A 25,218-nucleotide genomic window follows, 5' to 3' on the forward strand; every position below is an offset into this window, starting at 1 on the left:
GTCCTGAGAGGTAGCCGTTCGGCGGCGCGGCTCCGGGGCGGTCGTCTGCGGGCGGCACGACCGGGAAAAGCGACACGAAGTGGCCCGGCGGCGGGAGTCGCCGCCGGAGGTGGGTTGAGTGGGGGAGGCGTTCTGCGGGCGGTTCGGTTACTTGGCGGCGATGACGTCGTCGATGCGGACGATCATCGTCGCGGCCTCGGTCGCGGACTCGATGGCTTCGCGCTTGACCGCGACGGGGTCGATGACGCCGAGTTCGACGGGGTCGCCGATTTCGCCGGAGCGGCCCGAGGAGATGATGCCGGCGATGCCCTCGTTCTCGTAGCGGGCGCGCAGGTCGACGAGCGCGTCGATGGGGTCCATGCCGGTGTTCTCGGCGAGGGTGCGCGGGAGCGCCTCGACGGCGTCGGCGTAGGCCTCGACCGCCAGTTGCTTGCGCCCCTCGATGCCGGCGGCCTCCGAGCGGATGCGGTCGGCGATGGCGATTTCCGTCGCGCCCGCGCCGGGGACGACGCCGCCCTTGTCGATGGCGGCGACGACCACGTCGACGGCGTCTTCGATGGCGCGTTCGAGTTCGTCGACGACGTGTTCGGTGCCGCCGCGGAGGAACAGCGTGACGGCCTTGGCCGCCGCGCCGCCCTCGACGAACGCGAGGTCGTCGTCGCCGAAGGTGCGGATGCTCACGGAGTCGACGCGCCCGAGGTCGGACTCGTCGAGGTCGGCGAGGGAGCCGAGGCGCTTCGCGCCGGTCGCGCGGGCGAGGGCGCGAGCGTCGGACTTCTTGACGCTCTTGAACGCGAGGATGCCCGCGTCGGCGAGGAAGCCCGCGACGCGGTCGTCGATGGACTTGGTGCAGAACACCACGTCGACGCCGGCGTCCGAGAGGGCCTTCGCGTAGCCGCGGAGTTCGCTGTCCTCGGCGTCGATGGCCGCGGTGAGCTGGTCGACGGACGTGATGTTGTACTCGGTGTCGACCTCGCTCTTGCGCACGTCGAGTTTCATGTCGAGGACCGCGACGGTCGCGTCGGAGACGGACCGGGGCATGTTCTCGTTGACGGGCTCCTTGTCGAGGACGACGCCCTCGACGAGTTCGGTCGCCGAGGAGGACGCGCCCGTGCGGGTGAGCACGCGAACGTCGTCGCGGTTGAAGGCACCGCTGTCGTCCTCGTGGACCATCTGGACCGCCTTGACGACGTGTTTGGCGAGCACGTCGGCGGTCACGTCACCGGTCCCTTTGCCGGTCATGGAGGACTCGGCGACCTTCCGGAGCAGGTCGTCGTCGAGGGCCGCGTCGAGGACCATGTCGTCGATGGCCTCTTGGGCGATGCGGGCGGCCTCGGTGTAGCCCTCGACGATGACCGTCGGGTGGAGGTCGGCGTCGAGGAGGTCCTCGGCGTGCGCGAGGAGTTCGCCGGTGAGGACGGCCGCGGTGGTCGTGCCGTCGCCGACTTCCTCCTCTTGGGTCTGGGAGACTTCGACGATCATCTGCGCGGCGGGGTGCTCGATGTCCATCTTCTCGAGGATGGTCGCGCCGTCGTTCGTGATGACGACCTCGCCCGAGGAGTCGACGAGCATCTTGTCCATGCCGCGCGGGCCGAGCGTGGTCCGTACGGCTTCGGCGACGGCCTTTCCGGCGCGGATGTTGGAGTCCTGTGCGGAGCGGCCGTGCGTTCGGTTCGTCCCCTCTGCGAGAATGTATAACGGTTGCTGCATTCGTGAAGCCATGTTGAAACCTCAACCGCTATCAACGATTGCAGTTCTATAAATACGTTTCGCCGAGAGTGCGCTACGAAATCGCACGACAGGGCGGCGGTTTTCCGAATCCCGGAGGTGACGACCGCGGACCGATTCGGCGGCCGAGCGAGGCTCCGCCGAGTCGGGCGCGTCGCTACTCGTCGAGGGTGTCGACGGTGAGCGTCCCGTCGCCGAACAGCGAGACGAGATGGCCCGCGTACTGGAACGAGAACCGTCGAGACGGGTCGTGAGAAGGGTGAAAGAGAACGTCGAGCGCTTCGGGGTCGACGCCGATATCGGAGAGCGGCGGGAGTTCGAGTGGATTGAGTTCCGCGGCCGTCGCGACCGCCGAAGCGATGGCGACCGCCACCTCGTCGTACCGATCGACGGAGATGGTTACCACGGACCCGGCTCCACCTTCGAGCGGGTCGTCCATACAGTCCGAATGGGTAGTCGGGTACCTATTGGTGTGGGTTGACTATGTAACCCGTTATTCTGGGGGTCGCTCGTCTCGAATCCGCTCTGCGAGCGTCCGGTACGCGCGTTTGAGGCGGGCGGCGACCGCCTGCCGCGAGATGCCGAGTTCCGCGCCGAGCTCGGCCAGCGACGTGCCCCGATGCTCCTCGAAGTAGCCGCGTTCGAGCGCGAGAAGCAGGGCTTCGAGTTGCGTGTCGGTCAGTCCCTCGCCCGCCGGTGCCTCCTCGGCGGCGACCGTGGTGATGCGGTCGAACTCGGCGTCGATACCGTGTGCCGCCCACTCGCGTCTGAGGTCGGTGAGCACGCGGTGCGACGAGACCCGGAGCTTGAGCCACCACGAGTCGGCGGTGGAGAGACACTCCAAGAGAACCGCGTCTCGCGCCGCCAACGCCGCTAGGATAGGCGTCTCAGAGACGTTCCACGTGACGCCGTAGAGCGCCCGGTCCGAGACTGACTCGACGAGCGTGAGGTCGTCGACGCTCGGAAGTGACACCACTGCCTCCCCGAACGACGCCGCGTCGGGGCCGCGAACCCAGACGAACGACGCCGCCGGCGAGGCGGTCGGGACCGAGCGTTCCAGTTCGAGTTCGACGTCGTGTTCCTCGACCGCGGGACCGAACGGGAGCGCGGACAACGGCGCGACGACCTCGACGATGAGGCACACGCGTGAAGATACGTAGATGAGGCCAAAAAACCGCGTTTCAAGCTCTCTCCGCACCGTCGTGAAGGAATGAACGTCACGCGTCGGTGAACGAACGACGCGGTACTGTGAACTCGGTGAAATGTGCGTGGCGGATTCTGCAACCTATTTGGCGGCCACCGGAGAGTGACTCCACAATGCTGGAGTTGGAACACGGGTTCAGGGTCGTGGACGTGAACGCCCGCCTCGACCCCGACGAGCGGTCGGTCGCGGCGCGCGGGCGGGAGATAAGCCCCGAGCGCCTGGAGCGCGAACTGCATCAGGCGGGCGTCGTCCGCGCCGTCGTCTCGCCGGGCGCACGGCGGGTCGAGGGGAGTTACCTCCGGCCGAACAACGCGGTCGCGCGGATGAGCGTCGACCGCCCGTTTCTGGCGTTCGCCCGCATCAACGGCCCGCGCGACCCGAGCGGCCGACCCTCGGCGCGGCTCCGGAACTTCGCGTCGTCGCGGGCGGCCCACCACGCCGACCCCGACGACATCGAGCAGTACGCCTACGACGACCGCTTCCACGGCTTTTCGCTCGCGCCGGCGGTCGACGGGCTCCCCGACGACGAGACGCTCGCGATGCTGGAAGACGTGGGGCTTCCCGTCTTCGTCGAGGGCGGGCGGGCCTTCGAGCCGAGCGCCGTCGCCGAGTCCCTGCTCGGGCGGTTCCCGGTCATCCTGTCGAGCTTCGGCGGCTTCCCGCTCGACCGCGAGCTGATGGCCGAGGCCATCGACCTCCTCGACGACCACGACGACCTCTATCTCGACACGAGTTTCGTCCGCTATCGGAGCGTGCTCGAACGCGCACTGCTCGAACACCCGGACCGCGTGCTGTTCGGGAGCGGCGCGCCCGAGACCCACCCGAACGTGGGCGTGATGGAGATTCTGACGCTCGACGTGTCGGAAGACGCGCTGGCGAAGGCGTTCTCGAAAAACGCGGCGCGGGTCATCGAGGCGCTCGGCCCCGGAGAACAGTAACCGAAGAGAGTCAGCGCCGGTCGTATCGGGCGACGGCGCGGTCGGCGCGCTTCGACCGGCCGTGGGGGTTCCGCGTGCGGGTTCGGTCGCGGGCGCGGGCGACCAACCCGTCGGAGACGCCCGTGGCGATACCGCCGAGCACGTCGCGGCCGGTTCCCGCCCACCCCGACGGCGTCACGTCGCCTTTCACGACGCCGAGGGCGGCGCCGACGCCGTCCGAAACCGCGTGTTTCGCCGTCCGCGTGACGGTCCCGGGTCTGACGCCGTAGTTCTTCACGAGTCGATAGGTCAGAGAGCGGTACTTCCAGCCCCAGTCGCGCTCGGAGACGCCGCCGTCGGCCTCGAACTCGCGGCGGACGCACATCTCGGGTGCCCACGCGACGGAGCGGTCGAAGCCGGCGAGCCGGTGGGCCGCGTCGCGCGCGCCGCCCGTCTGGAGGTACTCGTCGAAGCCGTCGAGGGCGTCGATGGCCCCGCGGCGGAACGCGACGTTGCCGCCGTTGAAGTACGTCACCGTGCGGCCGCCGATGGCGTTCCGTTCGAGGGACTCGGTCGTCATGCCGTTGCGGAGCGTCTGGTGCATCGGCCCGGTGACCACGTCGGCGTCGGCGATGCCGGCTTCGAGCGCCGACAGCCACGACGACTCGACGGAGAGGTCGTACCGAAGGAGTGCCACCACGTCGCCGTCGGCGACTTCGAGGCCGGCGTTTCGGGCGACGTTGAGGTTGCGGTCCGAGATTTCGACCAGCACGTCCACGTCGTCGCGCTCTCTCACCATCCCGGTCGTGCCGTCGGCGGAGGGACCGTTGACGACGACGACTTCCGCGTCGGGGGCGTGCTCGGCCAGCGCGTCGAGGCTGGTGGCGAGCCGGTCCCGACCGTTGAGCGTCGGGAGCACAACCGAGAGGTCCATACCCGACAGTTGCGGTGGACGTACTTAAATGTGAATCGAGAACCGTGTTAAAATCCGCCGTGAGAACGCCTCACTCGGCGTCGCTCGCCCGCGTCGCCGCGCGGGACGACTCGTCGGCGGATTCGACCCGCGCGTTCCAGTACGACACGGACGCGAGGTCGTCGCCGACCGGCGAGTCGCCGACGGCGAGGTCGAGCGAACGGAACGGCTGTGCGATTCCGTTGGGGACCTTCCGGTAGAAGCCGAACGGGATGACGAAGTCGTGGTTCGCACCCGCGAGGTCGAGGCCGGCGTCGCCGAGCAGTCGCCGCACGTCACCCTCCGAGTAGAGCCGCGAGCCCATCGGGAGCAACCAGTTGTAGGCCACCCGGAGGCTCCCGTCGTTGAAGGTGTCGAAAAACACCTGCCCTTTCGAGACGCGGGCCATCTCGGCTAAGAACTTCGCCGGGGTGTCCGCGAGGTGGAAAAACCGCATCGCGAACACCGCGTCGAAGTGGTCGTCCGGGAACGGCAGTCGCGCCGCGTCGCCGCGGAGGAACTCGATGCGGTCGGCGACCCCCGCCCTGCGAGCCTTCTCCCGGCCCTGTACCATCATCGCCCGCGAGATGTCCAGTCCGACGACGTTCGCCCCCTCCTGGGCGAGCATCACGGTGAACCGGCCGGTCCCGCAGGCGATTTCGAGGATGTTCTTGTCCTCGACGGGACCGAGCGCCGCGAGGACCGCCTCCTTCTCTCGCCGGTCGATGAGCCGACCGCCCTTGGAGAACCGCTTCGAGTCGTACTCCTGGGCGACCTCGTCGGCCTGGTACCACTCCTTTCCTTTCACGCTACGCATAGTCGCGGGGGGGACGGTAAAACGGTACTGGATACGCGGTGCGGTAGCGGGGTCCGGCGAGCGGTTGGAGTGAGGTTTTCGTCCGCTGAGCGCGTATCGTGTGGTATGCCAACATGCAAAAGCTGTGGGGAGACTTGCGAGGCCGACGCGTTAACACGGCACGTCAGCGAGGGGTGGCTCGTCGTCCACTGTCCGGGCTGTCACGCGCCGCTCGGGAGCTATCGACTCGGCACTCCGTCGGTCGATACGATGCGAAACGTGGAGTGAGACGCCTACTCGCGGCCGATTTTCCAACAAACGCACGATATTAATATGTGTATTATGTGTCTGGATTCTTTTCACACACTTGTAGCTAACCCTTAACACGGAGCAACCGCCTGTGACGGGTATGAGCACCACCTCTGCAGAGCCAGATACTGAAGACCTGCTCTCGGAAGCCGAGTTCCGAGAGCGCCTCCGCGAGCTTCCCCCGAGCGCGAAGCTCGTCGCAAAAGTCCTCGAAAGCGACGCGCCCCTCTCGCAGGGCCAGCTCGCCGAGGAGTCGCTGCTGCCGGACCGCACCGTCCGCTACGCGCTCAACCGTCTCGAAGAGTCCGACCTCGTCGGCTCGCGTTACTCCTTCAAGGACGCGCGAAAGCAGGTCTACTTCCTCAACACGTAAGCCCGCGGTCCACCGATAGCGCGACAGACCACCGCCCGCGGGGGCGCACTCCCGCAGACCAAGCCACCACTTCTCTCGAACCACCTAACTAATCGGCGAGCGTAGCCGCCGCCATGCACGTCACGCGCGTCTCCGTTCCCGTCGCCACCCGCGCGCCGACCGGCGCGACGAACGCTTACCTCGTCGCCGACGGCGGCGACGGCCTGCTCGTCGACCCCGCGGCCCGCACCGACGACCTCGACGACCTCGCCGCACGCGAGGATATCGACCACCTCGCGGTCACCCACACCCACCCGGACCACGTCGGCGCGGTGGCCGCCTACGCCCGCGAGACGGGCGCGACGGTCTGGTGTCGCCGCGGCCGCGAGCGTGCCTTCTCGGACGCGACCGGGGTCGAACCCGACCGGACGTTCGCCGAGGGGACGACCGTCCCCGTCGGCGCGGGCGTCGATGTCCTCGACACGCCGGGACACGCCCGCGACCACGTGAGTTTCGTCGCCGGCGACGCCCTCCTCTGCGGCGACCTCGCGGTCGCCGAGGGGAGCGTCGTCGTGGGCGCGCCCGAGGGAGACGTTCGCGCCTACCTCGTCGCGCTCAGGCGACTCCACGCGCGCGGCCCCGAGCGACTGCTTCCGGGTCACGGCCCCGAAATCACGGACCCGCGGGCGACGCTCGCGCGACTCGTCGCGCACCGAAACGATCGCGAGCGGGCCGTCCTCGACGCGGTGCGCGCCGGGAACGCGACGCCCGACGCCGTGACCGACGCCGCCTACGACAAGGACGTCTCGGCAGTGCGCGACCTCGCCCGCGCGACGGTCGTCGCGCATATCGAGAAACTGGCCGCCGAGCGTCGGGTCCGCTGGGACCCCGACGCGGAGCGGGTCGAACCGCGGTAGAGACCCCGCCGATATGAGGTCCGCGCTCCCGCGAAAACCGCGCCCCTCTTTGGGCTCGCGCCCGCATCGCGAGTATGGACCTCGACGCCGAACTGGACCGCGCCCGCGACCTCGACGTGTCGGAACTCGCCGACGCCATCGAGTCCATCGGCTTCGAGTGCACGCGCTGTGGGGCCTGCTGTAAGGGCTACGAGGGCGACGACGGCCCCGAACCGCACACCGCGACCGTCTTCCCCGACGAGGTGCGCGCCCTGCAGGACGCCGAACCGGACCCGATGGAGTGGCGAGACGTGGCCCGCCCGATGCCCTACGGCCTCGCCGAGGGCGACGACGGCCCCGAGGGCGAGACGTTCGAGTGGGCGCTCCAGACGACCGCCTGCGGCGACTGCCGCTTCTACGAGGAAGACGACGACGGACTGGGTGCCTGTCAGGTCCACGAGGACCGCCCGCTCATCTGCGAGACCTACCCGTTCAGCGTCGCCCTCGGCGGCACGAGCCAGCCGATGGGCGAGGCCGTCGACGAGGAGGGCGTCGTCCGCGCCCACGAGTGCGAGGGGCTCGGCCGGGACATCTCCCGGGAGGACGCGGAGGAACTGGCGCGGGCGCTGAAAGAGCGGGCGATTCGAGAGCTCCGCGAGGCGCGGGGCGTCACCGAGAACTACGAGCCGGTCGAGACCGGTCCGGGCGAGGTCGTCGTCCACGACTCCGAGGGCGCGAAACGGCCCGACGGGACGCGGGTTCAGTAGTCGAATCCGCTGACTGCGGTACATCTTTAACACTCCGGCCTGACCACATATTGGAGGTCTTACGGTGGAAATCTCAGATAAACTCCTGTGTCTGTTCAATGCTGACGTTCGCACCGAGGACGACCGTTACGTCGTCGAAATTCCGCGCCGCGAGGTCGAGACCGGGACCGTCGAACCCGGCGAGACGTACCGCGTCGCGCTCATCTCCCGCGAATCGAACGACCCCGCCGAGTCCGAACCGAACGCCGGACCGACGCCCACGAACGAGCCGCAACCGCCCGTCGAAGCCGGCGAACTCCGCTACGTCGAAATCGAGGACATCGGCAAGCAGGGCGACGGCATCGCCCGCGTCGAACGCGGCTACGTCATCATCGTCCCCGGCACCGAAGTCGGCGAGCGCGTGAAAGTCGAAATCACCGAAGTCAAGTCTAACTTCGCCGTCGGCGAAGTCGTCGAAGACGACTTCTGACGGCGCTCTTTTCGCGGTTCGATACCGCTCGCTCGACGGGAGTCTCCCCACACCGACAGACCACGACTGCAAGTGAACGACGCACCACGCTTGCGAGTGAACACGGCGGATATTCCGAGCGCGGAGGGAGAGCGCGGTTGCAGGTGAAGAACGGCGTTTCGAGGGCTGGACGCGCTACTGAACGTACTTCGTCACGTCGGCGTCGACGCCCACGTCGGCGGCGTCGGCGTAGGGGCGGTTCACCACGATGTCGCCGGCGGTCGAGCGACCGATGCCGGGGATGGCGGTGAGTTCGTCCATCGACGCCTCGTTGAAGTCAAGCGGGTAGGGAACGCCGGTGACGGAGCGGTAGCCGTGGTCGACGACGGCGACGTCGATTGTCTTCCCGAGTTCGCGCTCGCCCGGGATTCCCACCAGAAGCGGGTAGGTACCGAGCTGGCGGCCGAACGTCCGGCCGTCCTGATGGTATTCGAGGTGGACGTTCGGGAGGACCGTGCCCGCGGGGGCGACCCGGCGGAGCATCGGGCGGTCGATCTCCTCGCGGACCTCCTTTTTGTACGTCTTGAACAGCTGTTTGTGGTCGCGGGCGATGTCGGCACCCGTGTCGGACATGTCGGTGCCGTCGAACGCCATCACCTGCCGGATGTTGATGCGACGGACCATGAGGCCCTCGTCGTAGACGCGCTGGAGGAACCGCTTGTTGTGCTCGAACGTCTCCTCGCGCTCGCCTTTCAGCCCGTGGAGGAGGTTGATGCCGGGGAGGAGCTTCGGCAGGCGGTTCGCGGCGTCCGAACCGTGGGTCGGCGCGTCCGCGGGGTCGTCGCCGGGCCGCCAGCCGGCGACCTCGTTGACGATTTTGACCGCCTCGAAGCACTCGTCGGCGGAGACGTTGAGGTTGTTCTCCTCTTGGACCAGCGGGTCGGCGGATTCGAGGCCGAACGCCGCGGTGTCGCCCGCCGTGTTGTGCTCGGCGATGATGCGGAGCGCCTCGCGGGACTTCTCGGGCCAGCCGACGATGGTGATGGGGTTGACGTTGTCGAGGTGGAGCGTGCCGAGGTCCGGCGCGACCTCGCGGATACCGCCGTAGAGCCGGCGGAGCGCGTCGGGGTTCGGAGCTTCGCCGTCGCCGCCGAACGCGAGGATGTCGGCCTGCCGGCCGAGTCGGAAGTGTCGCGCGCCGCGGTCGTAGAGGTTCTCGACCTCCTTGACGACGGAGTCGGCGGTGCGGAACGCGGGGTTGCCGTACAGCGGTTCGGTACAGAACGAACAGCGGTAGGCACAGCCCCGCGAGGTCTCCATCTCGCAGATGAGATGGTCGGGGTGGTTCGGGTGCTGTTCGACCACGAACGCGCCCGTGGCGGCCCAGCGGTCGAGTTCCTCGTTGTCGCGCATGCGGTTGCCGAAACCTTCGAGCCCGGAGTCGACGAGGTCGTAGGCGGCCGCCTCGATGTCGCCTTTGGCGACGAAGTCGTAGTCGAGGTTCTTGCGCTCCATGTCCTGGCCGCCGGCGTTCTCGTCGCCGACGCCGAAGCGAATCGGCCCGCCCATCAGAGCGGTTCCCTCGGCGACCCACGCGAGTTCGCGCACCTCGTCTGGCTCGGCGGGCGTCCCGCCGACGTACTTGCCGGGGACGGTCATGCCGCCGATGTAAATCATGAGGTCGGCGTCGGCCACGTCGCGCCACTTCTGTCTGTCCTCGCGGAGTTCGTCGATGGTGTGGTAGACGACGTTGGACTCGGGGACGCCCGCGTCGACCACCGCACCCGCGGTGAACCTCGGATACGTCGAGATGTACGGCGGCACGCCGAAGTGCGCCGGCTCGTCGACGTATCCGTCGACGATAGTCACGGTGAGGTCGGCGGGGTCGGTCATCGGTCGCGGTTCGGGTTCGACGCGGAAAACGCAACCGGTCGGCGGTCGCGGCCCCGCGCCGCGTCGTGGGGGCGCTTCCGCCTCCCGCGCGTTTATGAGCGTGGGAGCGTAACTGACGGCCATGCCCGCGACCCTCGAAGTCAAGTGCGCCAACGAGGACTGCGAACTCGACATGTTCGAGATGCACTACACCTACGACATGCCCGACGACGTGACGGTGGCGGACTTCTCCTGTCCGTACTGCGGCGAGTCCCGCGACCTGGAGGAGATTCAGCTATGAGCGACCTGCGGAAGTTCGGCGAGTCGGCGGCGAACGCCGTCCTCGAACGGGTCGGCCGCGGCGTCAGCCAGATGCAAGAGCGCAAGCCGCTGGCCCACGACCTGCTCGAATCCGAGGACGCCTACCTCGTCGTCTTCGACGCGCCCGGCGCGCGCGCCGAGGACGTGCAGGTCCGCTTCCTCGACGGCGAAGTCGAGATTCGCATCGACCGCTTCCGCGACTTCCACGAGGGCTACGAGATGCGCTTCCCCGGCCGCGGTCTCACGCTCTCGGGGAAGGCGACCATCCCCTCCGACGCCGCGGTCGAAGCCGCCGAGGGAACCGCCACGGTCGGCAAGAACGGCACGCTCCAGATTCGGATTCCCAAGGACGAGCGCGCGAGCGACATCGCCGTGACCGAGGAGGAAGACGAAGGCGAGGCCGACACCGACACCGACACCGAGTCCGAGGCCGACGACGAAGTCGACTTCGGCGACGTGGACGACCAAGACGCCTGAGGTTCAGTTTCGGACGCGACGCGCTCGACGCATCCCCTTTTCGCGCTAGTCGCCGTCGAGCGCCATCCCTTCGACCACCGCGAACTCCTCGTCGCCGTCGAAGCGACGGGGGTCGAACGCGCCGGGAATGGACTCCTGACTATCGCCGAGCACCACCTCGGCGAGTCGTTCGCCGATTGCCGGTGCCCACATGAAGCCGTGGCCGTGCCAGCCGGCGGCGACGTAGACGCCCTCGGCGACCGCGCCGACCAGCGGGTTGCGGTCCGGGGTCGCCCCGCAGAGGCCGGCCCACGCGCGGTCGAGCTCGGGTTCGGTCGACCCGCCTCCCCCCGACTCGCCCGCGTCGCCGCCCGCCGTCCGGTGTCGAACCGCGTCGAGGGCGTCGGCGACGAACCAGTCGTCCGCGGTCGGGTCCCAGTCGTCGGGGTCGGGTTCGACCGGTTCGACGCCGTCGCCGGCGAGGACACCGGCGGGGTGCGGCCGCAGGTACGACTCCTCTGTCGCGTCGTAGACGGTCGGCCCGCGGTAGTCGCAGTCGGCGACGAGCGCCTGCGCCCGGTACGGCTTGAGCGCGATGGGGTGGCCGGCGTCGGCGAGCAGGCGGCGCGAGTGGACGCCGGCCGCGACGACGACGGCGTCGAAGCGGGCGGTCACCGCGTCGTCGACGGCGACGCCCGGCGGGTCGGCCCGGAGCGACACCGCGTCGCCGACGCGGAACTCGACGCCCGCGGACTCGCACTGTTCGACGAACAGGTCCACGTAGGCCGCGGGGTCGGCCCAGCCGGCGTTCTCGGCGACGCCCGCGAGCGCGACGTCGTCGGTTCGAATCGGGAAGCGGTCGGCCAGTTCGTCGGGCGCGACGAGCGACACCGCGCGGTCGTGGACGCGCATTCGTTCGACCGCCTCTTCGAGCGCCGCGGCCGCCGCGTCGTCGCCCTCGCGCGCGAGAAAGACGTAGGGCGTCTCGTGGAAGACGAACTCGCCCTCGCCCGAGAGCCGCCGGAACCGAGTCATCGCGCGGTCGGCGACGGCCACGTCGATGTCCTCGGCGTAGGCGTCGTAACAGATGCCGGCGGCGCGGCTCGTCGACCCGCCGCCGGGCGCGTCGCGTTCGAACAGCGTGACCCGCGCCCCGCGCTCGGCGAGGTCGAAGGCGGTCGTCAGACCGACCGCGCCCGCGCCGACGACCGCGACGCGCGCTGATTCGTTCATACCCCGTCTGGGTCGGCGACCGACTTGAATGGCAGTTGCTCGCCGGTCGTTGGAGTGGTCGAGCCCCGCGCGGCGCGGTCGCTCAGGATTGTAGAGAGACGGGGTAGGTCGGCCGGCCGTGGCCCGCGTGGAAACCACGTGGGTCCGAAAGGAGCCACCCGACCGTGCCGTCACCTGTCCTCTCCGGCGACCACCTAAAAGGCCTCCGGTGTCGGTGGCGAGGACGCGGGAGATGAGGACATGCGACGCGGGCGGCGCGGGCGGCGCGGGCGGCGCGGGCGGCGCGGCCGACGCGGACGATGCAGGAAGACGAAGAGAACGACGACTTACTCGGCGAACTCGTCGACGCCGCGGGCGGGGTAGCCGACCACGAGGTCGATACCGGCGTCGCGGAGGTCGTCGACGCGCCGGCGCACGTCGGCCACGGAGCCGATGAGCGCGTAGTCGCGCGAGGCTTTCAGGAGCACCTCACGGGCGCGACCCTCGGCCGAGGCGTCGGTCGCGGCGTCGTCGGGGAGCGCGCGAGCGACGGGGCGGCGACGGGAGACGTACGCGCCGACGGCGTCGAGAATCTCGTCGTCGTCGGCGGTGAGGACGGTCGGGGCGTAGACCGCGACCTCGCCGTCGAAGCCGGCCGCCCGGAGCGCTCGCACGTCCCTTCGGGTCGACCGCGAGAGGAGTTCGTACTGCGTGCCGCCGGCGGCGAGAGCGATTCGCTCGATGCCCTCTGTGCCGACCCACGCGTCGGGCGCACGCTCTCTCGCGGCGCGGAGACGCGGGGCGACCGCGCGACGCGCTTCGTCGTCGGTCAGGTACGCGCCGTGGCCGGCTACGAGCACCTGCCGAATCCCGTCCGGGAGCCACTCGTACAGCGAGTCGTCGCCGAGCGGGTCGAAGCCGTCGGCGCGGACCGGCGTGGTCAGCCGGACCTCCTTTTCGGCCGCGAGCTCGCGCAACACGTCCTCGTCGGGGAGTCGCTCGCGGCCCTCGTAGTCGATTGCGACGACGTCGAGCGGGACCGAAAGCGCCTCGCGCACGTCGCACTCGGCGGGCTTGAGTGCGACTGCGTCCAGACCGGCCTTCGAGACCGCGCGCTCGGCGGTCAGCATACTATCACCACAGAAATTTCAGTACCGTCGCGGAACGCGATCCATCGTCTGTGCGACCATGTGAGAACGAGTAGCGCGGAGGAGGCCAAAACCCTGTCGATGACGGCGATGCTGGCTCGCCGCGGCGGTGTTTATATAGCCCGTGTCGGCGCGACGGCGAGCGGCTCCGAAGCGCGTGTCAGCCGGTCTCACTGCGAGAGACCGCCGTGTCCACCGGCGTACCAACACGATTGTATTCGGGACACAATTCTGAACTCCGATTAGTATTCGAAAGCGAATCGTGACAGTCTCAAACGCCCGTTTTCGGTCATTCCCAGTTCTATGGATTCGGAAATCGCGTCGCCGTTATATGGGGTTCGCGGCCGACGATTCAGATGTAAGGTGAACCGAGATGCCCGCTAACGCACAAATCGAGATGCTGGGGAACAGAATGGACTTCGACTACTCGCGGGGTATCACGGGCTACGTGCTCGTGTTGACCCGCCTCATCACCGGCTACTGGTTCCTCCACGCGGGTTGGGGGAAGCTGACCGGCGAGGCGTTCAGCGCCGCGGGCTACCTCGCGAACGCCCCCGCCGCCTCGCCCCTACAGGGCTTCTTCGCGTGGGCCGCCGCGACCCCGTGGCTCCTCGACCTCACGAACATCATGGTTCCGTGGGGCGAGTTCCTCATCGGTCTCGGGCTCATCGTGGGTGCGCTCGTCCGGCTCGCCGCCTTCTTCGGCGGCGTCCTGATGGTGTTCTTCTACCTCGGGAACGCCGATTGGGGCCACGGCGTGGTCAACGGCGACCTGTTCGGGCTGATGATGTTCGCCATCGTCGGGACGCTCGCGGCGGGCCGCATCCTCGGCCTCGACGCCATCATCGAGAAGATGGAGTTCGTCCGCCAGCGCCCCGCGCTCAAGTACCTCCTCGGCTGAGGGGGTACACGCGGGCCGGAACAGACAGGGAACAGGCAGGGAGAAACGGGAGCGACGTCGACGACGCTGTTTTTCGGAACTGATTCAGACGCCGTGAGTGACTGCGCCGGGTCGGCGCGCGCCGAGGGGCACTACACCGGGTAGTCGGCGTCGGGGTCGACCACACGGTCGACCTCCTCGGGGACGCGCCAGTCGGTCGTGAGTTCGAGCAGTTGCACGAGCATCCGCCCGGTCGCGCCCCAGACGGTGTAGCCGTCGACGTGGAAGAAGTGGAGCCGAATCTCGCCGTACTGCGGGTGGTCGCGGCGCTCCGACTCGTAGTTCGCGCGGTCGGTCAGGTCGTCGACCGCGAGCACCGCGATTTCGGCCACCTCGCGCCGGTCGGGTTCGTACGCGCGGTCGGGCACCGTGGCGACGAACGGCGAGACGGAGTAGTCGGTCACGGTGAGGATGTCGTCGAGTCGGCCGTGGAAATCAGCCTCCTCGGGTCGGAGCCCGATTTCCTCGTTGGACTCGCGGAGCGCGGTCGCCCGCAGGTCGGCGTCGCTCGGTTCGCGGCCGCCCCCGGGGAAACTCATCTGGCCCGGGTGCTCGCCGAGGTGGTCGGCGCGCTTGGTAAACAGGATGTGCGGCCGCTCGTCGCGGAACACGACGGGAGCGATGACGGCCGCCCGCCGGCCCGCGTCGACGGTCACCGGTTCGTGTCGGCTGACGCCCGCGAGGTCCATCGTCACGATTCGTAAAGAGATGCCGCGACTTAGGCCTGCCCCTCCGCGTCCAGCGCGGCGTCGAGGCGCTCGCGGATCGACCCCACGTCGGTGTCGGCCCACGCTTCGAGGTCGTACGTCACGTCCAGCAGACGCTCGATTTCGTCGGTGTCGCCCGTCTGCACCGCGCTCGCGGCCGCCGCCCGGAGACGCGATTCGACCTGCGTCGCCAACTCGTCCCGCGGCACCTCGCGGGTCGGGTAGTCGAGGATGTGCGGCAGGTCCTCCGCCCGGTCGGGGAGCGTCGGAAACGCCATCGGGCCAACGGTCAGGAGTTCCGCGTCCGTCTCGTCGTCCTCGTAGGGGACGAGGTAGTAGGCGTCGACCGCGTCGGAAATCGCGCCCGACAGCGCGTCGTCGTCGGTCTCGCGGCCCTGTTTGAACGCGAGTTCGTCGAGCGCGGTCTCCAGTTCCTCGCGGGTGAGCGCGCCGAAGAGGTCGACGACGCCCGCGAGGTCGTCGTAGGTGGTCTCGCTCATCGGCCCGCGCCCTCCCGCACGTCGTCGAGGTCGTCGCTCGCGGCGGCGAGCACCCCGTCGGGCGACAGCGTCGTGTCCGTCCACGCCGGGAGCCGCGTGTCCGCGCCGGGTTTCGAGATGGCATCGGCGTAGGTGGCGACCTGCTCGCGCTCGTCTCCGCGGTCGTAGTCGAAGCCGTTGAACGCCGCGTCGGCCGCGTACTGCTCGACCAGCCGGTGTCCGGCCTCGCGGTAGCGCTCTGCGAGCGTGTCGAACTCGACGTCTCCGCCGTGTTCGACGACCGCCCGGAGGAGCGTCCGCCCGACCGACTCGCTCATGTCCGAGAGGCCGGTCGGCCCGCTCACCGAACGGTGGTCGTGTTCGTACTCGCCGAGGTCGACCTGCGCGCTCCGGTCGAAGCCGGCGTGGGCGAAAGCGTCGCCCAGGGTGCCGACTTCGAGGCCCCACTTCCGCGGCGAGCGCATCCGCACCGCGAGGTCCGAGGTGGCCGCGAACTCCCCGGCCAGCGCGTACCGAAACGAGTCGAGATACCGGACGATTGGGGCGTCCGTCTCGGCTTCGAGCGCGCGGACGAGCGGGGCGTAAAACAGCCTGAACAGCCGGCCGTAGAGCCGCCCCTCCTCGACGCGGGCGTAGTAGCCCTTCGAGAAGTCGTGGCCGTGGGCCAGCGGGAACAGGAGCCGCGGGACGTAGCGCCCGTCGTAGGTCTTCGTGTCCGCGTCGTGGACGACGACGTACTCCTCGCTGGCGGCACAGCCGAGCGCGAGCCACACGTCGCGTCCCTTGCCGCGCTCGCCGTCGAGGCCGTGGGAGTCCAGCAGGTCGGCGACGCGGGGGCCGTCGCACCACAGCACGTCGAGCGGCAGGTCGTACTCGTCGAGCCAATCGGCGAACGGGGCGACCCGGTCGGCGGGCGCGCGGAGGGGGACGACGACCCGCGCCGGCGAGAGCGACTCCAGCGTCGAGAGCACCCGGTCGGCGGCGAGGCCGGCGTACTCCCGCTCCGTCATCGGCACGACCACGGCGGCGCGGTCGGTCGGGGCGTCGGGGACCGAACCGGCGAGGTCGTGGAGCGTCGTGACCCGCTCTTGTACGTACTCCATCGTGTCGGTCGTGGGACCGGGCGAGCAAAAGTGCGGCGAGAGCCGAGTCGTCTGCCGACTTCGCTCGACCGCCGCCGAGACGCTCAGTTCGGGATGCGCCCGGCGCGCTGGAACGCGATGAGGCCCGCGACGACGACCGCCAGCCCGACCGAGAACCAGAAGAACACCTCGTCGAACGCGTAGCCGAAGTCGGTCAGGGTGCCGACCGCGCCCGACCCGCTGGCCTGGAATATCATCATGCCGAACGAGTACACCGAGTAGGCGCTCCCGCGGCTCTCGTCGGGGAGCGTGTCGAGCAGGTAGGCGTCGAGCGCCGGAAAGAGGCTGTGGATGACGTAGCCGACGACCGCGGTGACGACGACGAGACCGACGAGGCTGGTCGTCATCGTGAGGGCGAACACCGAGACGACGAAGGAGACGAGCACGCCGAGGATGTACGGGATGCGCGGGAGCTTGTCCGCGAGCCGCCCCGAGAGGAAAAACGCCGGCACGCCCGCGCCGAAGATGACCGTCAGCATGTTGCGCGCCGTCGTCGCCGGCAGGCCCTTCGACACCATGTACAGCTCGTAGAAGTTGAACAGGCCCTGCCAGACGAAGCCGGTGAACCCGAGGATGACGATGCCGGTGAGGATGACGCGCCACTCCGTGCGGGCCGCGCCGAGGAGGTCGCGGTCGGCCGCGCCCGCGTCCGGGAGGTCCGTCGAGCGGGCCGTGACGAACAGCGCGAGCGTCACGACGGCGGCCGCGACCCCGACGCAGACGAAGACGAGTTGCCACGCCGCGGAGACGAACGGGAGGCGGTCGACGAGATCGGGGCCGACCGCGAGGACGAGCGTGACGAAGGGGGCGACGCCGACGGCCGCGAGCTGGCTTGCGGTGCCGTGGATGCCCATCGCGCGGCCGACGCGGTCGGGGAACAGCTCGCTCACGAGCGGGTTGGCGGCGACGAAGTACGCGCCCGAGGCGAGGCCCATCGAGACCGCGCCGACCATCAGCGTCTCGACGGTGGTCGCGCTGGCGGTGACGCCCGAGGCGACGACGAGGACGACGCCGGTCCCGAGCACCACGCGGTGTCTCGGAACGCGGGTGAGGAGCCAGCCGGTCGGGACGCGGAGGACGGCGCTCCCGAGCCAGACGAGGGTGGCGACGATGCCGACGGTGGCCCGGTCGACCCCGAAGAAGAGAATGAACTCCCCGAGAAGCGGTGCGAAGACGACCCGCGCGAGGTTGACGAGTAGCACCATCCCGCAGAGCGTTCCGAAGAGGCGACCACGTGACACGGACAACACCGCGCGCCCCGGGGTGACAACAGTTTCGGCTGAACGAGACCGCCGGGCGTCGTGCGGGACGAAAACGGGGACTGTCGTCGGGTTTTTATGTTCGTTGCACAAACGGGAGCGTATGAAGACAACGCGGAAGGGGCTTCGAGACGGGGAGTTAGAGAAAGACACCTACGGACGGCTGACCTGCGCCGAGTGCGGCGAGTCGCTGAAGAAGAAAAACGACCCGGACGAGGTGTTCTCGGTCCGCATCTGCGGCGACTGCGGGCGCGAGTGGAAAGAGCTCAGATAACCGCGAATCGACTGACAGCGGCCGCCCGTTGGAGTCGGCGACCGCTCACTCGAAGACCGAATCGAACGCCCGCGCCCCGAGGGGGTCGAACGTGCCGGCCGCGACGTTCTCCGCGACGTGTTCTACCGACGACGCGCCGACGAGCGCCGCGGTCACGCCGGGGGCGCTCCGCGAGAAGTTGAGCGCCCGCTGGGCCGCCGTGTCGCCCGCGAGCACCGAGTTCACCGACGCCGGAATCTCGGCGGCGAGGTCGCCCTGCGCGAGGCTGGCGCTCGTGAAGGCGTGCAGGCCGTGTTCGTGGGCGTACCAGAGGGCGCTCATCGCCTCGCCCGCGTCGGTGTCGTGGGCCTCGACGGTGAACGCGTCGGCCATCACGACGTTGAACGGGAGCTGAATCGCTTCGAGCGAGTGGTCGTCGTTGCCGACGGTCTCGGCCGCGCGCTCGGCCCGATGGACGAGTTCGGGGAGCGACAGGTAGGCGTCGTGGTCCGGCGCGACCCGGAGCGCCTCCCATGTTGCGACGCCGTAGCGGCCGATATCGTCGGCCGCGACCCGGCGTTCGAGCACCTCGAAGGCGGCCTCGACGCGGTCGTACACCGTCTCGCGGTCGGCGACGGCCAACTGCGTCTCGGGGTTGTGGAGGTAGTAGCAGTCGACGTGGTCCAGTCCCGTCAGGTCGAGCGACCGGTCGACCATCTCGTCGACGAAGGCGGGCGCGATGGTGTGACTGCCGTGTGCGAGTTCGTCGGGGTCGGCGAGGCCCGCGTCGAGGACCGTCTCGCGGACGTACGCGCCGGGGTCGGCGGGGCGCTCGCGGTCGAAGGGGACGAAGCCGGCCTTCGAGGCGACGACGACGGCGTCGCGGTCGACGTCGGCCCCGCGGACCGCGTCGCCGACGACACGCTCGGAGCGCCCGTGGCGGTAGTTCGACGCCGTGTCGACGAGGTTGACGCCGTGTTCGAGCGCGGAGCCGAGCGACTCGCGGTAGCGCTCGTCGACCGCGTCGGTCGGCTCGCCGAGGTAGGTTCCGATGCCGATGCTGGAGACGACGCCGGGACCGAACCGGCGGTAGAAGGTGCGGCCGAAGCTGTCGCCGAACCGGTCGCGGTAGGCCCACGTCGCCCGTCCTGTAGCCATGGGCGGGCCTACGGCGGCCGGCTGTTAAGGGCCACCGGTCCGCGTCCGGCGACGGCGGTCCGGTCCGAGGGTCAGATATCGCCCGACAGCGCCTCGAAGATGTGTTCGACGAGTTCGTCGCGGGGGACGGACTCGCCGTCGCCGCCGTCGGTGACGGCGTCGGGACGGATTATCTGCCCGCCGCCCATCCGGGCGTGGCCGCCGGCGCTCGCCCCGCGGTAGTGGTCGAGCGCGGACTCCAGCGTCCGACCCATGTGGACCCGGTCGTCGCGGGAGCGCCCCGAGAGGTAGACGTTGCTCTCGCGTTCGCCGCAGACGACCGCCGCGGTGACGCCTTCGAGTTGGATGAGTTCGTCGGCCGCCTGCGGGATGGCGTCGACGTTCGAGATAGTGCCGATGTCGGCGACGGCGAAGGGGCCGCGCACGTCGCGACCGGCGATGGCGCGGGCTTTCGCCTCCAGCACCTCGCGGGAGACCTCGGGGTTGGCGATGCGGTCGAGGTGGTCCTCGTTGACGCCGGGAAAGAGGAAGCCGGCGGCGTCGAAGTCCGCGGCCGAACAGCCCGCAGTGAGGTGTTTGGTGTCCGTGAGAATCCCGTAGACGAGGCCCGTGGCGACCTGCGAGGGGACGGTGTAGGAGGCGTTCACCTCGCTCGCGTGCATGTCCGGCGGGACGGGTTTCGCGCCCACGTCGCGGAAGTACTCGGCGACGATGCTCGAACACGCGCCGTAGTCGGTCCGCACGTCGGTAAAGGCCTCGCCGGTGCCGTCGCCGGGGTGGTGGTCGACGACGGCGTAGGGGAGGACGCCCTCCGCACCCGCGAAGCCGCGGGGCGCGTTGTGGTCGACGAGGACGACCGCTTCGGCGGCGAGGTCGCTCACGTGGTCGATTGGGTCTAAGTCGAGGTCGAGAACGGTTCGGAACGCGCGATTTTCTTGGTGTCGAATCTGGCCGGCGAACTGGATGGTCGGTGTGGTGCCGACCTGTTCTGCGAGACAGGCCACGCCGATCGCCGCGGCCATGGCGTCGGGGTCCGGGTTCGGATGCATGAGGACGGCGATTTCGTCGACGCCCTCCAGCGCCTCGGCGAAGCGCGTGCCCATCGGCCGCTTGAACCGAATCCCGGCGTAGACGACGAGCGCGAGGGCACCGAGCGCGACGACGAGTGCCGCCGCGACCTCGGTGTGAGTGCGCACGAACGAGTCGAGAGACTCGAAGATAGCACCCGTGTCGAACTGCCCCACCGGACCCAACATACACAACACGACCGGGGCCTACCGTATGAATATTCCCCCTAATCGAGTTGTCCAGATTGACAGAATTTCGGCGGTTCGAACCTGTCGAGCCGTGAATACGGTCAGTCGCCGTCCGCTCGGTAGGCGTCGATTGCCGCCCGGTAACCCTCCCGATACGTCGGATACGCGAACGAATAGCCGAGCTCGCGGAGGTGGTCGTTCGAACAGCGCTTGCTCGTCAGGACGCGGCGACGGGCGGCCGCCGAGAGGTCGCCCGCGTCGAGGCGTTCTTCCTTCGTGCGCTTTTCGGGGCGCGGAACGCCGCACTCGTCGGCCAGCCAGTCGGCGAACGCGTGTTTCGAGACGGGTTCGTCGTCGACGACGAGGACGGTGTCGTCGCGGGCGCGGTCGGTTTCGAGGAGGTAGGCGACGACGCCCGCGGCGTCGTCCCGGTGGACCATGTTGAGGTAGCCCGCCGTGACCGGGCCGTTCAGATAGCGGTCGAGCCGGTAGCGATCGGGACCGTAGAGTCCGGCGAACCGGGTGACGGTCCCTTCGATTCCCCGCTCGGCGGCGTGCTCGCGGGCGACGCGCTCGGCCTCGGCGAGGACGCGCGTCTTGTCCGTCGTCGGGTCGAGCGGCGTGGACTCGTCGACGAAGTCGCCGCCGTGGTCGCCGTAGACGCCCGTGCTCGACGTGTAGACGAGACGCTCGGGCGGCGAGTCGCGGGCGGCGAACCGGTCGATTGCCGTTCGGAGGCCGTCGACGAAGACGGTCCGGGCGGCGTCGGCCCCGCGGCCGCCGGAACTCGCGGCGAAGACGACGTGGTCAACGTCGGGGACCGCGCCGAGGGAGTCGGCGTCGGTCACGTCGGCGCGGACGGCTTCCGCGCCGGTCGCTTCGACGGCGGCGAGACCGTCGTCTGAACGGCGGACGCCCCACACGTCGTGGCCGTCGGCGACGAGCGTGCGGGCGAGTTCGAGGCCGACGTAGCCACAGCCGAGGACGGCGACTCTCATCGCTCGTTTCGGACGGCGATGGCGTGGTGGATGGCGGCCAGTTCGTTCAACGTGGCGGCGGTGCGGCCCTCGATGGCCTGCTGAATCTCCTGTCCGGAGAGGTCGAGGTCGACCTCGGACGCGAGGGTGTCAACGTCGAGGATACCGCTCGTCATACCCATGAGGAGGTGGTCGCGGAACTCCCAGACGATGGCGTCGGCGTCGGGGTTGTCGTCGGTGAGTTCGAGGACCGCGGCGGCCTGTTCGAGCGTGAGGTCCAACACGCCGTTCGAGAGCGCGGCTTCCGAGACACCGGCGGCCTCGGCGGCCGTCTCCGGCCCTGCGGCGTCGACTGCGCGGCGAATCTCGTCCTCGTAGGCGGCCCGCAACTCGTCGGCCGAGAGGGTTCCGGGCTCCGCGGCGGCGTCGTGCAACATACACCGCGGGTTCGGCGTTCCGGCGGCAAAACGGTTGCCACTCGGGTCGTATTGGCGGCTACTCGTCGGGCGGACAGTCGGCCGCGACGGTACAGCCCGGTCCTCCCTGCCACCCCTCGGAGCGCTCGTCCGCGTCGCCGTCGATGTCGCCGACGCCGATGCCCGACGGCGGCACCGCGACGACGATTGTCGTCTCCACGTCGAACGAGACGCGGTCGCCGCGGCCGACCGTCTCGGCGACGCCGTCGCCGTCCCAGTCGAGGGCGACGGGCGACCCGTCGCGGGCGTACGTCAGCGACTCCGTGTCGCCGCGGGCGTGGACGCGGAACTGCGCGAACTCGCCGGCGACCGCCACGTCCCAGACGTTGACCGTCGCGTACCAGGAGCCGGGGACGGGCGCGACCGGCATCCCGGCGGGGACGCGCTTGAACGGCGTGTCGAACCGCGAGTCGAGCGTGTCGTTCAGGCGGTCGGCGACCGCGTCCTCGGTGGCGTTCATCGCCGCGTCGGTCGCCACGTCGGCGACGGCCTGCTGACGGGCGGTTCGCGTCGTCTCGACCGTCCGGTTCGTGAGCCGCTGTGGGACCGTCGTCGAGCGGTCTCGGCGGACGGTTCTGAACGCCACGTCGAGGCGGCGTTCGAGGAGGTCGGCCTCGACGGTTCCCGGGGCGGCCGCCTCGACGGCGATTGCGCGCGCCGCGGAGCCGTTCGTAATCGCCAGCGCCCGGTGAGCGGGGTCGTCCCACGCGCCGAGCGAGCGCTCCAGAATCCGTTGGCGCTCCGTCACGGAGTGATTGGTGTGGTCGCGAAGCGTGTGGCGGGCGGCCGTCTCCGCGGGAACGACCGACCGGTCGACCGCGGTTTCGAGCCGGTCGCGTCTGTCGGCGAGCGTCTCGTTCGTCCCGTTCGTGTTTTCGAGCGTCGAGTCGGCCGCGAGGAGCGTGCGGGCCGCGACGCGAAGCGGGACGCGGCGGTTCGAGCCGAACACCGGTTCGAGAACGGTGTCGACGGCGTCGCCGTAGGGGAGCGTAAACAGGTTGGTGTTGCGGGCGACGAGCGGGTGATAGGTGCCGCCGCGGGCGACCGTCGGGACCGAAGCGCCGTCGAGGCCGCCGAGCGAGAGGTACATCGGGTCCGCGTCGGGGACGAAGCGGACGCCGCTTTCGTTGCCAGTCCCGTTCGCGCCGTCGGCTCGCGAGTCGCCGAGCGCCGCGCGGGCGACCTCCTCGGCGCGGACCGCCTCCGAGAGCGACCCGAGGTCCGCGTCCCGGCTCGCGTTGTCGGCCGCGTCGCTCGCCGCCGCGGTCTGGTTCGCCCGGCGGTCGAGCGTCGCCAGCACGCGGTCGAGGTAGGTCGCGCGAACCGCGACGCGCGTCCGGTCCGCGACACCGTCGTAGGCGGTCGGTGCGCCCACGAGGTCGCGGCGGTCGGCGCGGAGGTCGGCCGCGAGTTCCGCGGCGAGGTTCACCTCGCCCGCGGCGACCCGCCGTGCGGACGCCGTCACGCGTCGGTCTCTGACGCGGTCGGCGAGCGCGACGAGGTCCGCGCGGACCCAGCGGTCGAGGCCGTCCGCCGCCGGTGCGGTCGCCTGCCGCGGCTCGGGGGGGTCGCCGGTCGCAACGTCGCAGGCGATGTCGTCGAAGCCGCCGCGCGACACGACCATGTCGGCGGCCGCGTCGGCGGCCGCGGCGAAGTTCTCGCCGTCGAGCGCGCCGCCGGGGGTACTCGCGGGGTCGAGGGGGCGCACGGGGGCGGAGACGGTGGCCGGGTCGACGACGGCCGCGAGGTCGACGCGCGTCCGCGTCTCCGTTCGCGCTTCGGTCTGGAGCGTTTCGTTGCCCCGACGGAACGTCCGAGTGGTCGTCTCGACCGTCGTCACGATGCGGGAGCCGGCGTCGATGACGACGGTGTCGGCTTCGACCGCCGGCACTCGCGTCGGCACCGTCTCGGCCGACGACGACGTGTCGGTCGAGATGCTGACGAGCGTCCACCCGCGTCCGGAGTGCTCCGGCGGGTCTTCGATTCGGGAGAGAACGTCCGTCTCGGCGTCGATTTCGACCGCGGCGCGGTGGGCGTCCGCGACCACGTCGTCGTAGGCCGGCGCGTCGCCGCGACCGTCGAGGAGGCCGACCAGCGCGTGGTCGGCGGCGGAGCCGACGGAGGCGTTGATAGTCCGGTTCGTCGGTATCTCGCGCGCGGCCGACTCCGCGGCCGGGTTCGGTGCGGGAAGCGCGTTCGCCAGTTCGGGCGCGGCGGGGACGCCGGTCTGCGAGAGCAGGCTCTGGGCACCGGCGCGGACGGCGGCGCGACCGGTCGCGGCGCGGCCGTCGGCGTCAGTCGCCCCGAACGCCTGCTGTTCGGCGAGGAGGACGCCGGCGTTCGTCGCCAGCGCGGCGTGGTCGTTCGAGACGACGTTGTCGACGGGCGCGCCGGCGTACTGGCTCCAGCCGCGGGTCCACGCCGAGGCCCACAGACCGGTCGTCACCGTCGCGTCGAGCGTCCCGCCGTCCAGCGCGTTCGCGTCGAGACGGCGCTCGAAGGCCTCGGTCCGGTCGTGGAGCGCGAGGACGGGCGTCCGGACGCCGACGGTCACGGTCGCGTCCTCGGCGGCGACCGTGCGGCCCTCGCGGGCGACTTCGACCGAGACGTTCTCGACGGTCGCGACGAGGACGGTCCCGTTCTCGCGACTCGATATGGAGACGCGGTCCATCGCGTCTCGCAGGCTCGACTCGTTCGTCGGTCGCGGCAGGGTCGCAGTCGCGTTCACGTCGCCGCGGGCGACCGAGACGGCGCGGAGCCGCTCTGTCGCGGCCAGCGCGATGCGGAGCCGGAGATAGTCGCGGAAGGGGCGCTCGTCGGAGAGCAGTCGTCCGACGGTCGTGTTCGCGGGCGAGGTGACGGGGTTCGCCGCGGCCGCGCGCGCCGCGTCGCCGACGGCCGCGCGGACGGCGGCGTCGGCCTGTGCGCTCGCGCGGTCCATCGCGTCGTCGACGCGGCGGTCGGCCACGGGGTCGTGGCCGGCGAGCGCGCCGGAGAACGTCGCGCTCCCGACGAGCAGTAACACGCCGAGCAGGGCGAAGGGAACCCGGCCGCGGTCGTCGTCGGCGAGTCTCACGGCGACCACGTCCTGACGACGACGGTGATGCGTCCCACGGAGACGGCCTCGGCGGCGGCACGCGGGGTGTCGTACCGGGCGCGCATCGTCTCGGCG

Annotated in this window: 28 protein-coding genes; 10 read left to right on the forward strand and 18 right to left on the reverse strand. The window is 69.9% G+C overall.

Annotated elements, in window-relative coordinates; all coding sequences use genetic code 11:
• Positions 1–147: 147 nt before the first annotated feature.
• The 3 genes from thsA to C441_RS11015 all read right to left on the reverse strand — a co-directional run bounded on the left by thsA (position 148) and on the right by C441_RS11015 (position 2,872).
• On the reverse strand, positions 148–1,710 hold the full coding sequence (gene thsA / locus C441_RS11005) for a thermosome subunit alpha (RefSeq protein ID WP_007275147.1): 1,563 nt from the start codon (positions 1,708–1,710) through the stop codon (positions 148–150).
• A gap of 175 nt (positions 1,711–1,885) precedes the next feature.
• Positions 1,886–2,167, reverse strand: coding sequence for a HalOD1 output domain-containing protein (locus C441_RS11010; RefSeq protein WP_007275148.1), 282 nt, complete (start codon positions 2,165–2,167; stop codon positions 1,886–1,888).
• A 54-nt stretch (positions 2,168–2,221) separates the two neighbouring features.
• Entirely contained in the window at positions 2,222–2,872 is a 651-nt protein-coding gene (locus C441_RS11015; protein WP_007275149.1) for a helix-turn-helix domain-containing protein, read from the reverse strand.
• 173 nt (positions 2,873–3,045) lie between these two features.
• Between C441_RS11015 and C441_RS11020 the strand changes: the two genes are divergently transcribed.
• Positions 3,046–3,870, forward strand: a complete 825-nt coding sequence (locus tag C441_RS11020; RefSeq protein WP_007275150.1) for an amidohydrolase family protein — start codon at positions 3,046–3,048, stop codon at positions 3,868–3,870.
• Between the two features lie 10 nt (positions 3,871–3,880).
• Here the strand turns inward: C441_RS11020 and C441_RS11025 are convergent, their stop codons facing one another.
• On the reverse strand, positions 3,881–4,783 hold the full coding sequence (locus C441_RS11025) for a glycosyltransferase family 2 protein (RefSeq protein WP_007275151.1): 903 nt from the start codon (positions 4,781–4,783) through the stop codon (positions 3,881–3,883).
• 70 nt (positions 4,784–4,853) lie between these two features.
• Complete coding sequence (locus C441_RS11030) at positions 4,854–5,609, reverse strand: class I SAM-dependent methyltransferase (RefSeq protein WP_004971251.1); 756 nt, start codon at positions 5,607–5,609, stop codon at positions 4,854–4,856.
• 114 nt (positions 5,610–5,723) lie between these two features.
• Between C441_RS11030 and C441_RS19925 the strand changes: the two genes are divergently transcribed.
• From C441_RS19925 to C441_RS11050, 5 genes are all read left to right on the forward strand, one after another.
• Positions 5,724–5,885, forward strand: a complete 162-nt coding sequence (locus C441_RS19925; protein WP_007275152.1) for a hypothetical protein — start codon at positions 5,724–5,726, stop codon at positions 5,883–5,885.
• Between the two features lie 121 nt (positions 5,886–6,006).
• Positions 6,007–6,279 (forward strand): winged helix-turn-helix domain-containing protein, encoded by a 273-nt coding sequence (locus C441_RS11035; RefSeq protein ID WP_004971253.1) that lies wholly within the window; start codon positions 6,007–6,009, stop codon positions 6,277–6,279.
• 113 nt (positions 6,280–6,392) lie between these two features.
• A complete protein-coding gene (locus C441_RS11040) occupies positions 6,393–7,175 on the forward strand; it encodes an MBL fold metallo-hydrolase (RefSeq protein ID WP_007275153.1) in 783 nt (260 codons plus the stop codon).
• A 74-nt stretch (positions 7,176–7,249) separates the two neighbouring features.
• Positions 7,250–7,921 carry a YkgJ family cysteine cluster protein gene (locus C441_RS11045; RefSeq protein ID WP_007275154.1) on the forward strand — a complete coding sequence of 224 codons (672 nt, stop codon included), beginning with the start codon at positions 7,250–7,252 and terminating at the stop codon, positions 7,919–7,921.
• A gap of 64 nt (positions 7,922–7,985) precedes the next feature.
• Positions 7,986–8,390 (forward strand): TRAM domain-containing protein, encoded by a 405-nt coding sequence (locus C441_RS11050; protein ID WP_004971256.1) that lies wholly within the window; start codon positions 7,986–7,988, stop codon positions 8,388–8,390.
• 174 nt (positions 8,391–8,564) lie between these two features.
• On the opposite strand, the gene C441_RS11055 is transcribed toward C441_RS11050, so the two are convergent.
• Entirely contained in the window at positions 8,565–10,262 is a 1,698-nt protein-coding gene (locus C441_RS11055) for a radical SAM protein (RefSeq protein WP_007275155.1), read from the reverse strand.
• Positions 10,263–10,383: 121 nt separating this feature from the next.
• On the opposite strand from C441_RS11055, the gene C441_RS19930 reads away from it, so the two are divergent.
• Together C441_RS19930 and C441_RS11060 are read left to right on the forward strand one after the other, a co-directional pair.
• Entirely contained in the window at positions 10,384–10,542 is a 159-nt protein-coding gene (locus C441_RS19930; protein WP_004971259.1) for a DUF7559 family protein, read from the forward strand.
• Complete coding sequence (locus C441_RS11060) at positions 10,539–11,039, forward strand: Hsp20/alpha crystallin family protein (protein ID WP_007275156.1); 501 nt, start codon at positions 10,539–10,541, stop codon at positions 11,037–11,039. The genes C441_RS19930 and C441_RS11060 overlap by 4 nt, the downstream gene beginning before the upstream one ends.
• Before the next feature lie 45 nt (positions 11,040–11,084).
• Here C441_RS11060 and C441_RS11065 read toward each other — a convergent pair whose 3' ends face one another.
• Both C441_RS11065 and C441_RS11070 read right to left on the reverse strand, forming a co-directional pair.
• Positions 11,085–12,251 carry an NAD(P)/FAD-dependent oxidoreductase gene (locus C441_RS11065; protein ID WP_007275157.1) on the reverse strand — a complete coding sequence of 389 codons (1,167 nt, stop codon included), beginning with the start codon at positions 12,249–12,251 and terminating at the stop codon, positions 11,085–11,087.
• Positions 12,252–12,577: 326 nt separating this feature from the next.
• Positions 12,578–13,360, reverse strand: coding sequence for a DUF7388 family protein (locus tag C441_RS11070; protein ID WP_007275158.1), 783 nt, complete (start codon positions 13,358–13,360; stop codon positions 12,578–12,580).
• A gap of 430 nt (positions 13,361–13,790) precedes the next feature.
• On the opposite strand from C441_RS11070, the gene C441_RS11075 reads away from it, so the two are divergent.
• On the forward strand, positions 13,791–14,279 hold the full coding sequence (locus C441_RS11075) for a DoxX family protein (protein WP_007275159.1): 489 nt from the start codon (positions 13,791–13,793) through the stop codon (positions 14,277–14,279).
• Between the two features lie 131 nt (positions 14,280–14,410).
• Here the strand turns inward: C441_RS11075 and C441_RS11080 are convergent, their stop codons facing one another.
• From C441_RS11080 to C441_RS11095, 4 genes are all read right to left on the reverse strand, one after another.
• Complete coding sequence (locus tag C441_RS11080) at positions 14,411–15,007, reverse strand: NUDIX hydrolase (RefSeq protein WP_004971264.1); 597 nt, start codon at positions 15,005–15,007, stop codon at positions 14,411–14,413.
• Positions 15,008–15,036: 29 nt separating this feature from the next.
• On the reverse strand, positions 15,037–15,525 hold the full coding sequence (locus C441_RS11085; protein WP_007275160.1) for a DUF7109 family protein: 489 nt from the start codon (positions 15,523–15,525) through the stop codon (positions 15,037–15,039).
• Positions 15,522–16,628, reverse strand: coding sequence for a hypothetical protein (locus tag C441_RS11090; protein WP_007275161.1), 1,107 nt, complete (start codon positions 16,626–16,628; stop codon positions 15,522–15,524). Before C441_RS11090 ends, C441_RS11085 begins: the two co-directional genes overlap by 4 nt.
• Before the next feature lie 83 nt (positions 16,629–16,711).
• Positions 16,712–17,872, reverse strand: a complete 1,161-nt coding sequence (locus C441_RS11095; RefSeq protein WP_007275162.1) for an MFS transporter — start codon at positions 17,870–17,872, stop codon at positions 16,712–16,714.
• 157 nt (positions 17,873–18,029) lie between these two features.
• On the opposite strand from C441_RS11095, the gene C441_RS19935 reads away from it, so the two are divergent.
• Positions 18,030–18,200, forward strand: coding sequence for an HVO_0758 family zinc finger protein (locus tag C441_RS19935; RefSeq protein ID WP_004971268.1), 171 nt, complete (start codon positions 18,030–18,032; stop codon positions 18,198–18,200).
• Between the two features lie 45 nt (positions 18,201–18,245).
• Here C441_RS19935 and C441_RS11100 read toward each other — a convergent pair whose 3' ends face one another.
• The 6 genes from C441_RS11100 to C441_RS20740 all read right to left on the reverse strand — a co-directional run.
• A complete protein-coding gene (locus tag C441_RS11100; protein ID WP_007275163.1) occupies positions 18,246–19,337 on the reverse strand; it encodes an aldo/keto reductase in 1,092 nt (363 codons plus the stop codon).
• Positions 19,338–19,408: 71 nt separating this feature from the next.
• Positions 19,409–20,593, reverse strand: coding sequence for a DHH family phosphoesterase (locus C441_RS11105; protein ID WP_049920549.1), 1,185 nt, complete (start codon positions 20,591–20,593; stop codon positions 19,409–19,411).
• Between the two features lie 101 nt (positions 20,594–20,694).
• Positions 20,695–21,591 (reverse strand): SDR family oxidoreductase, encoded by an 897-nt coding sequence (locus C441_RS11110; protein ID WP_007275165.1) that lies wholly within the window; start codon positions 21,589–21,591, stop codon positions 20,695–20,697.
• Positions 21,588–22,007, reverse strand: coding sequence for a DUF5791 family protein (locus C441_RS11115; protein WP_004971272.1), 420 nt, complete (start codon positions 22,005–22,007; stop codon positions 21,588–21,590). The genes C441_RS11110 and C441_RS11115 overlap by 4 nt, the downstream gene beginning before the upstream one ends.
• A 58-nt stretch (positions 22,008–22,065) precedes the next feature.
• Positions 22,066–25,131 (reverse strand): DUF7286 family protein, encoded by a 3,066-nt coding sequence (locus C441_RS11120; protein ID WP_007275166.1) that lies wholly within the window; start codon positions 25,129–25,131, stop codon positions 22,066–22,068.
• Positions 25,119–25,218: DUF7284 family protein (locus tag C441_RS20740; protein WP_007275167.1), on the reverse strand; the 100-nt coding region annotated here is incomplete at its 5' end. The genes C441_RS11120 and C441_RS20740, both read right to left, overlap by 13 nt.

It is taken from the genome of Haloferax sulfurifontis ATCC BAA-897 (assembly GCF_000337835.1).
GTDB lineage: Archaea > Halobacteriota > Halobacteria > Halobacteriales > Haloferacaceae > Haloferax > Haloferax denitrificans.

Excerpts from the sequence above, each read along its gene's own strand:
- C441_RS11065 (WP_007275157.1), bottom strand. The coding sequence starts at position 12,251 with ATGAACGAATCAGCGCGCGTCGCGGTCGTCGGCGCGGGCGCGGTCGGT.
- C441_RS11055 (WP_007275155.1), bottom strand. The coding sequence starts at position 10,262 with ATGACCGACCCCGCCGACCTCACCGTGACTATCGTCGACGGATACGTC.
- C441_RS11070 (WP_007275158.1), bottom strand. The coding sequence starts at position 13,360 with ATGCTGACCGCCGAGCGCGCGGTCTCGAAGGCCGGTCTGGACGCAGTC.
- C441_RS11040 (WP_007275153.1), top strand. The coding sequence starts at position 6,393 with ATGCACGTCACGCGCGTCTCCGTTCCCGTCGCCACCCGCGCGCCGACC.
- C441_RS11080 (WP_004971264.1), bottom strand. The coding sequence starts at position 15,007 with ATGGACCTCGCGGGCGTCAGCCGACACGAACCGGTGACCGTCGACGCG.
- C441_RS19935 (WP_004971268.1), top strand. The coding sequence starts at position 18,030 with ATGAAGACAACGCGGAAGGGGCTTCGAGACGGGGAGTTAGAGAAAGAC.
- C441_RS11095 (WP_007275162.1), bottom strand. The coding sequence starts at position 17,872 with ATGGTGCTACTCGTCAACCTCGCGCGGGTCGTCTTCGCACCGCTTCTC.
- C441_RS11115 (WP_004971272.1), bottom strand. The coding sequence starts at position 22,007 with ATGTTGCACGACGCCGCCGCGGAGCCCGGAACCCTCTCGGCCGACGAG.
- C441_RS11045 (WP_007275154.1), top strand. The coding sequence starts at position 7,250 with ATGGACCTCGACGCCGAACTGGACCGCGCCCGCGACCTCGACGTGTCG.
- C441_RS11105 (WP_049920549.1), bottom strand. The coding sequence starts at position 20,593 with ATGTTGGGTCCGGTGGGGCAGTTCGACACGGGTGCTATCTTCGAGTCT.
- C441_RS11010 (WP_007275148.1), bottom strand. The coding sequence starts at position 2,167 with ATGGACGACCCGCTCGAAGGTGGAGCCGGGTCCGTGGTAACCATCTCC.
- C441_RS11100 (WP_007275163.1), bottom strand. The coding sequence starts at position 19,337 with ATGGCTACAGGACGGGCGACGTGGGCCTACCGCGACCGGTTCGGCGAC.
- C441_RS11090 (WP_007275161.1), bottom strand. The coding sequence starts at position 16,628 with ATGGAGTACGTACAAGAGCGGGTCACGACGCTCCACGACCTCGCCGGT.
- C441_RS19925 (WP_007275152.1), top strand. The coding sequence starts at position 5,724 with ATGCCAACATGCAAAAGCTGTGGGGAGACTTGCGAGGCCGACGCGTTA.
- C441_RS11110 (WP_007275165.1), bottom strand. The coding sequence starts at position 21,591 with ATGAGAGTCGCCGTCCTCGGCTGTGGCTACGTCGGCCTCGAACTCGCC.
- C441_RS11025 (WP_007275151.1), bottom strand. The coding sequence starts at position 4,783 with ATGGACCTCTCGGTTGTGCTCCCGACGCTCAACGGTCGGGACCGGCTC.
- C441_RS19930 (WP_004971259.1), top strand. The coding sequence starts at position 10,384 with ATGCCCGCGACCCTCGAAGTCAAGTGCGCCAACGAGGACTGCGAACTC.
- C441_RS11020 (WP_007275150.1), top strand. The coding sequence starts at position 3,046 with ATGCTGGAGTTGGAACACGGGTTCAGGGTCGTGGACGTGAACGCCCGC.
- C441_RS11035 (WP_004971253.1), top strand. The coding sequence starts at position 6,007 with ATGAGCACCACCTCTGCAGAGCCAGATACTGAAGACCTGCTCTCGGAA.
- C441_RS11075 (WP_007275159.1), top strand. The coding sequence starts at position 13,791 with ATGGACTTCGACTACTCGCGGGGTATCACGGGCTACGTGCTCGTGTTG.
- thsA (WP_007275147.1), bottom strand. The coding sequence starts at position 1,710 with ATGCAGCAACCGTTATACATTCTCGCAGAGGGGACGAACCGAACGCAC.
- C441_RS11060 (WP_007275156.1), top strand. The coding sequence starts at position 10,539 with ATGAGCGACCTGCGGAAGTTCGGCGAGTCGGCGGCGAACGCCGTCCTC.
- C441_RS11085 (WP_007275160.1), bottom strand. The coding sequence starts at position 15,525 with ATGAGCGAGACCACCTACGACGACCTCGCGGGCGTCGTCGACCTCTTC.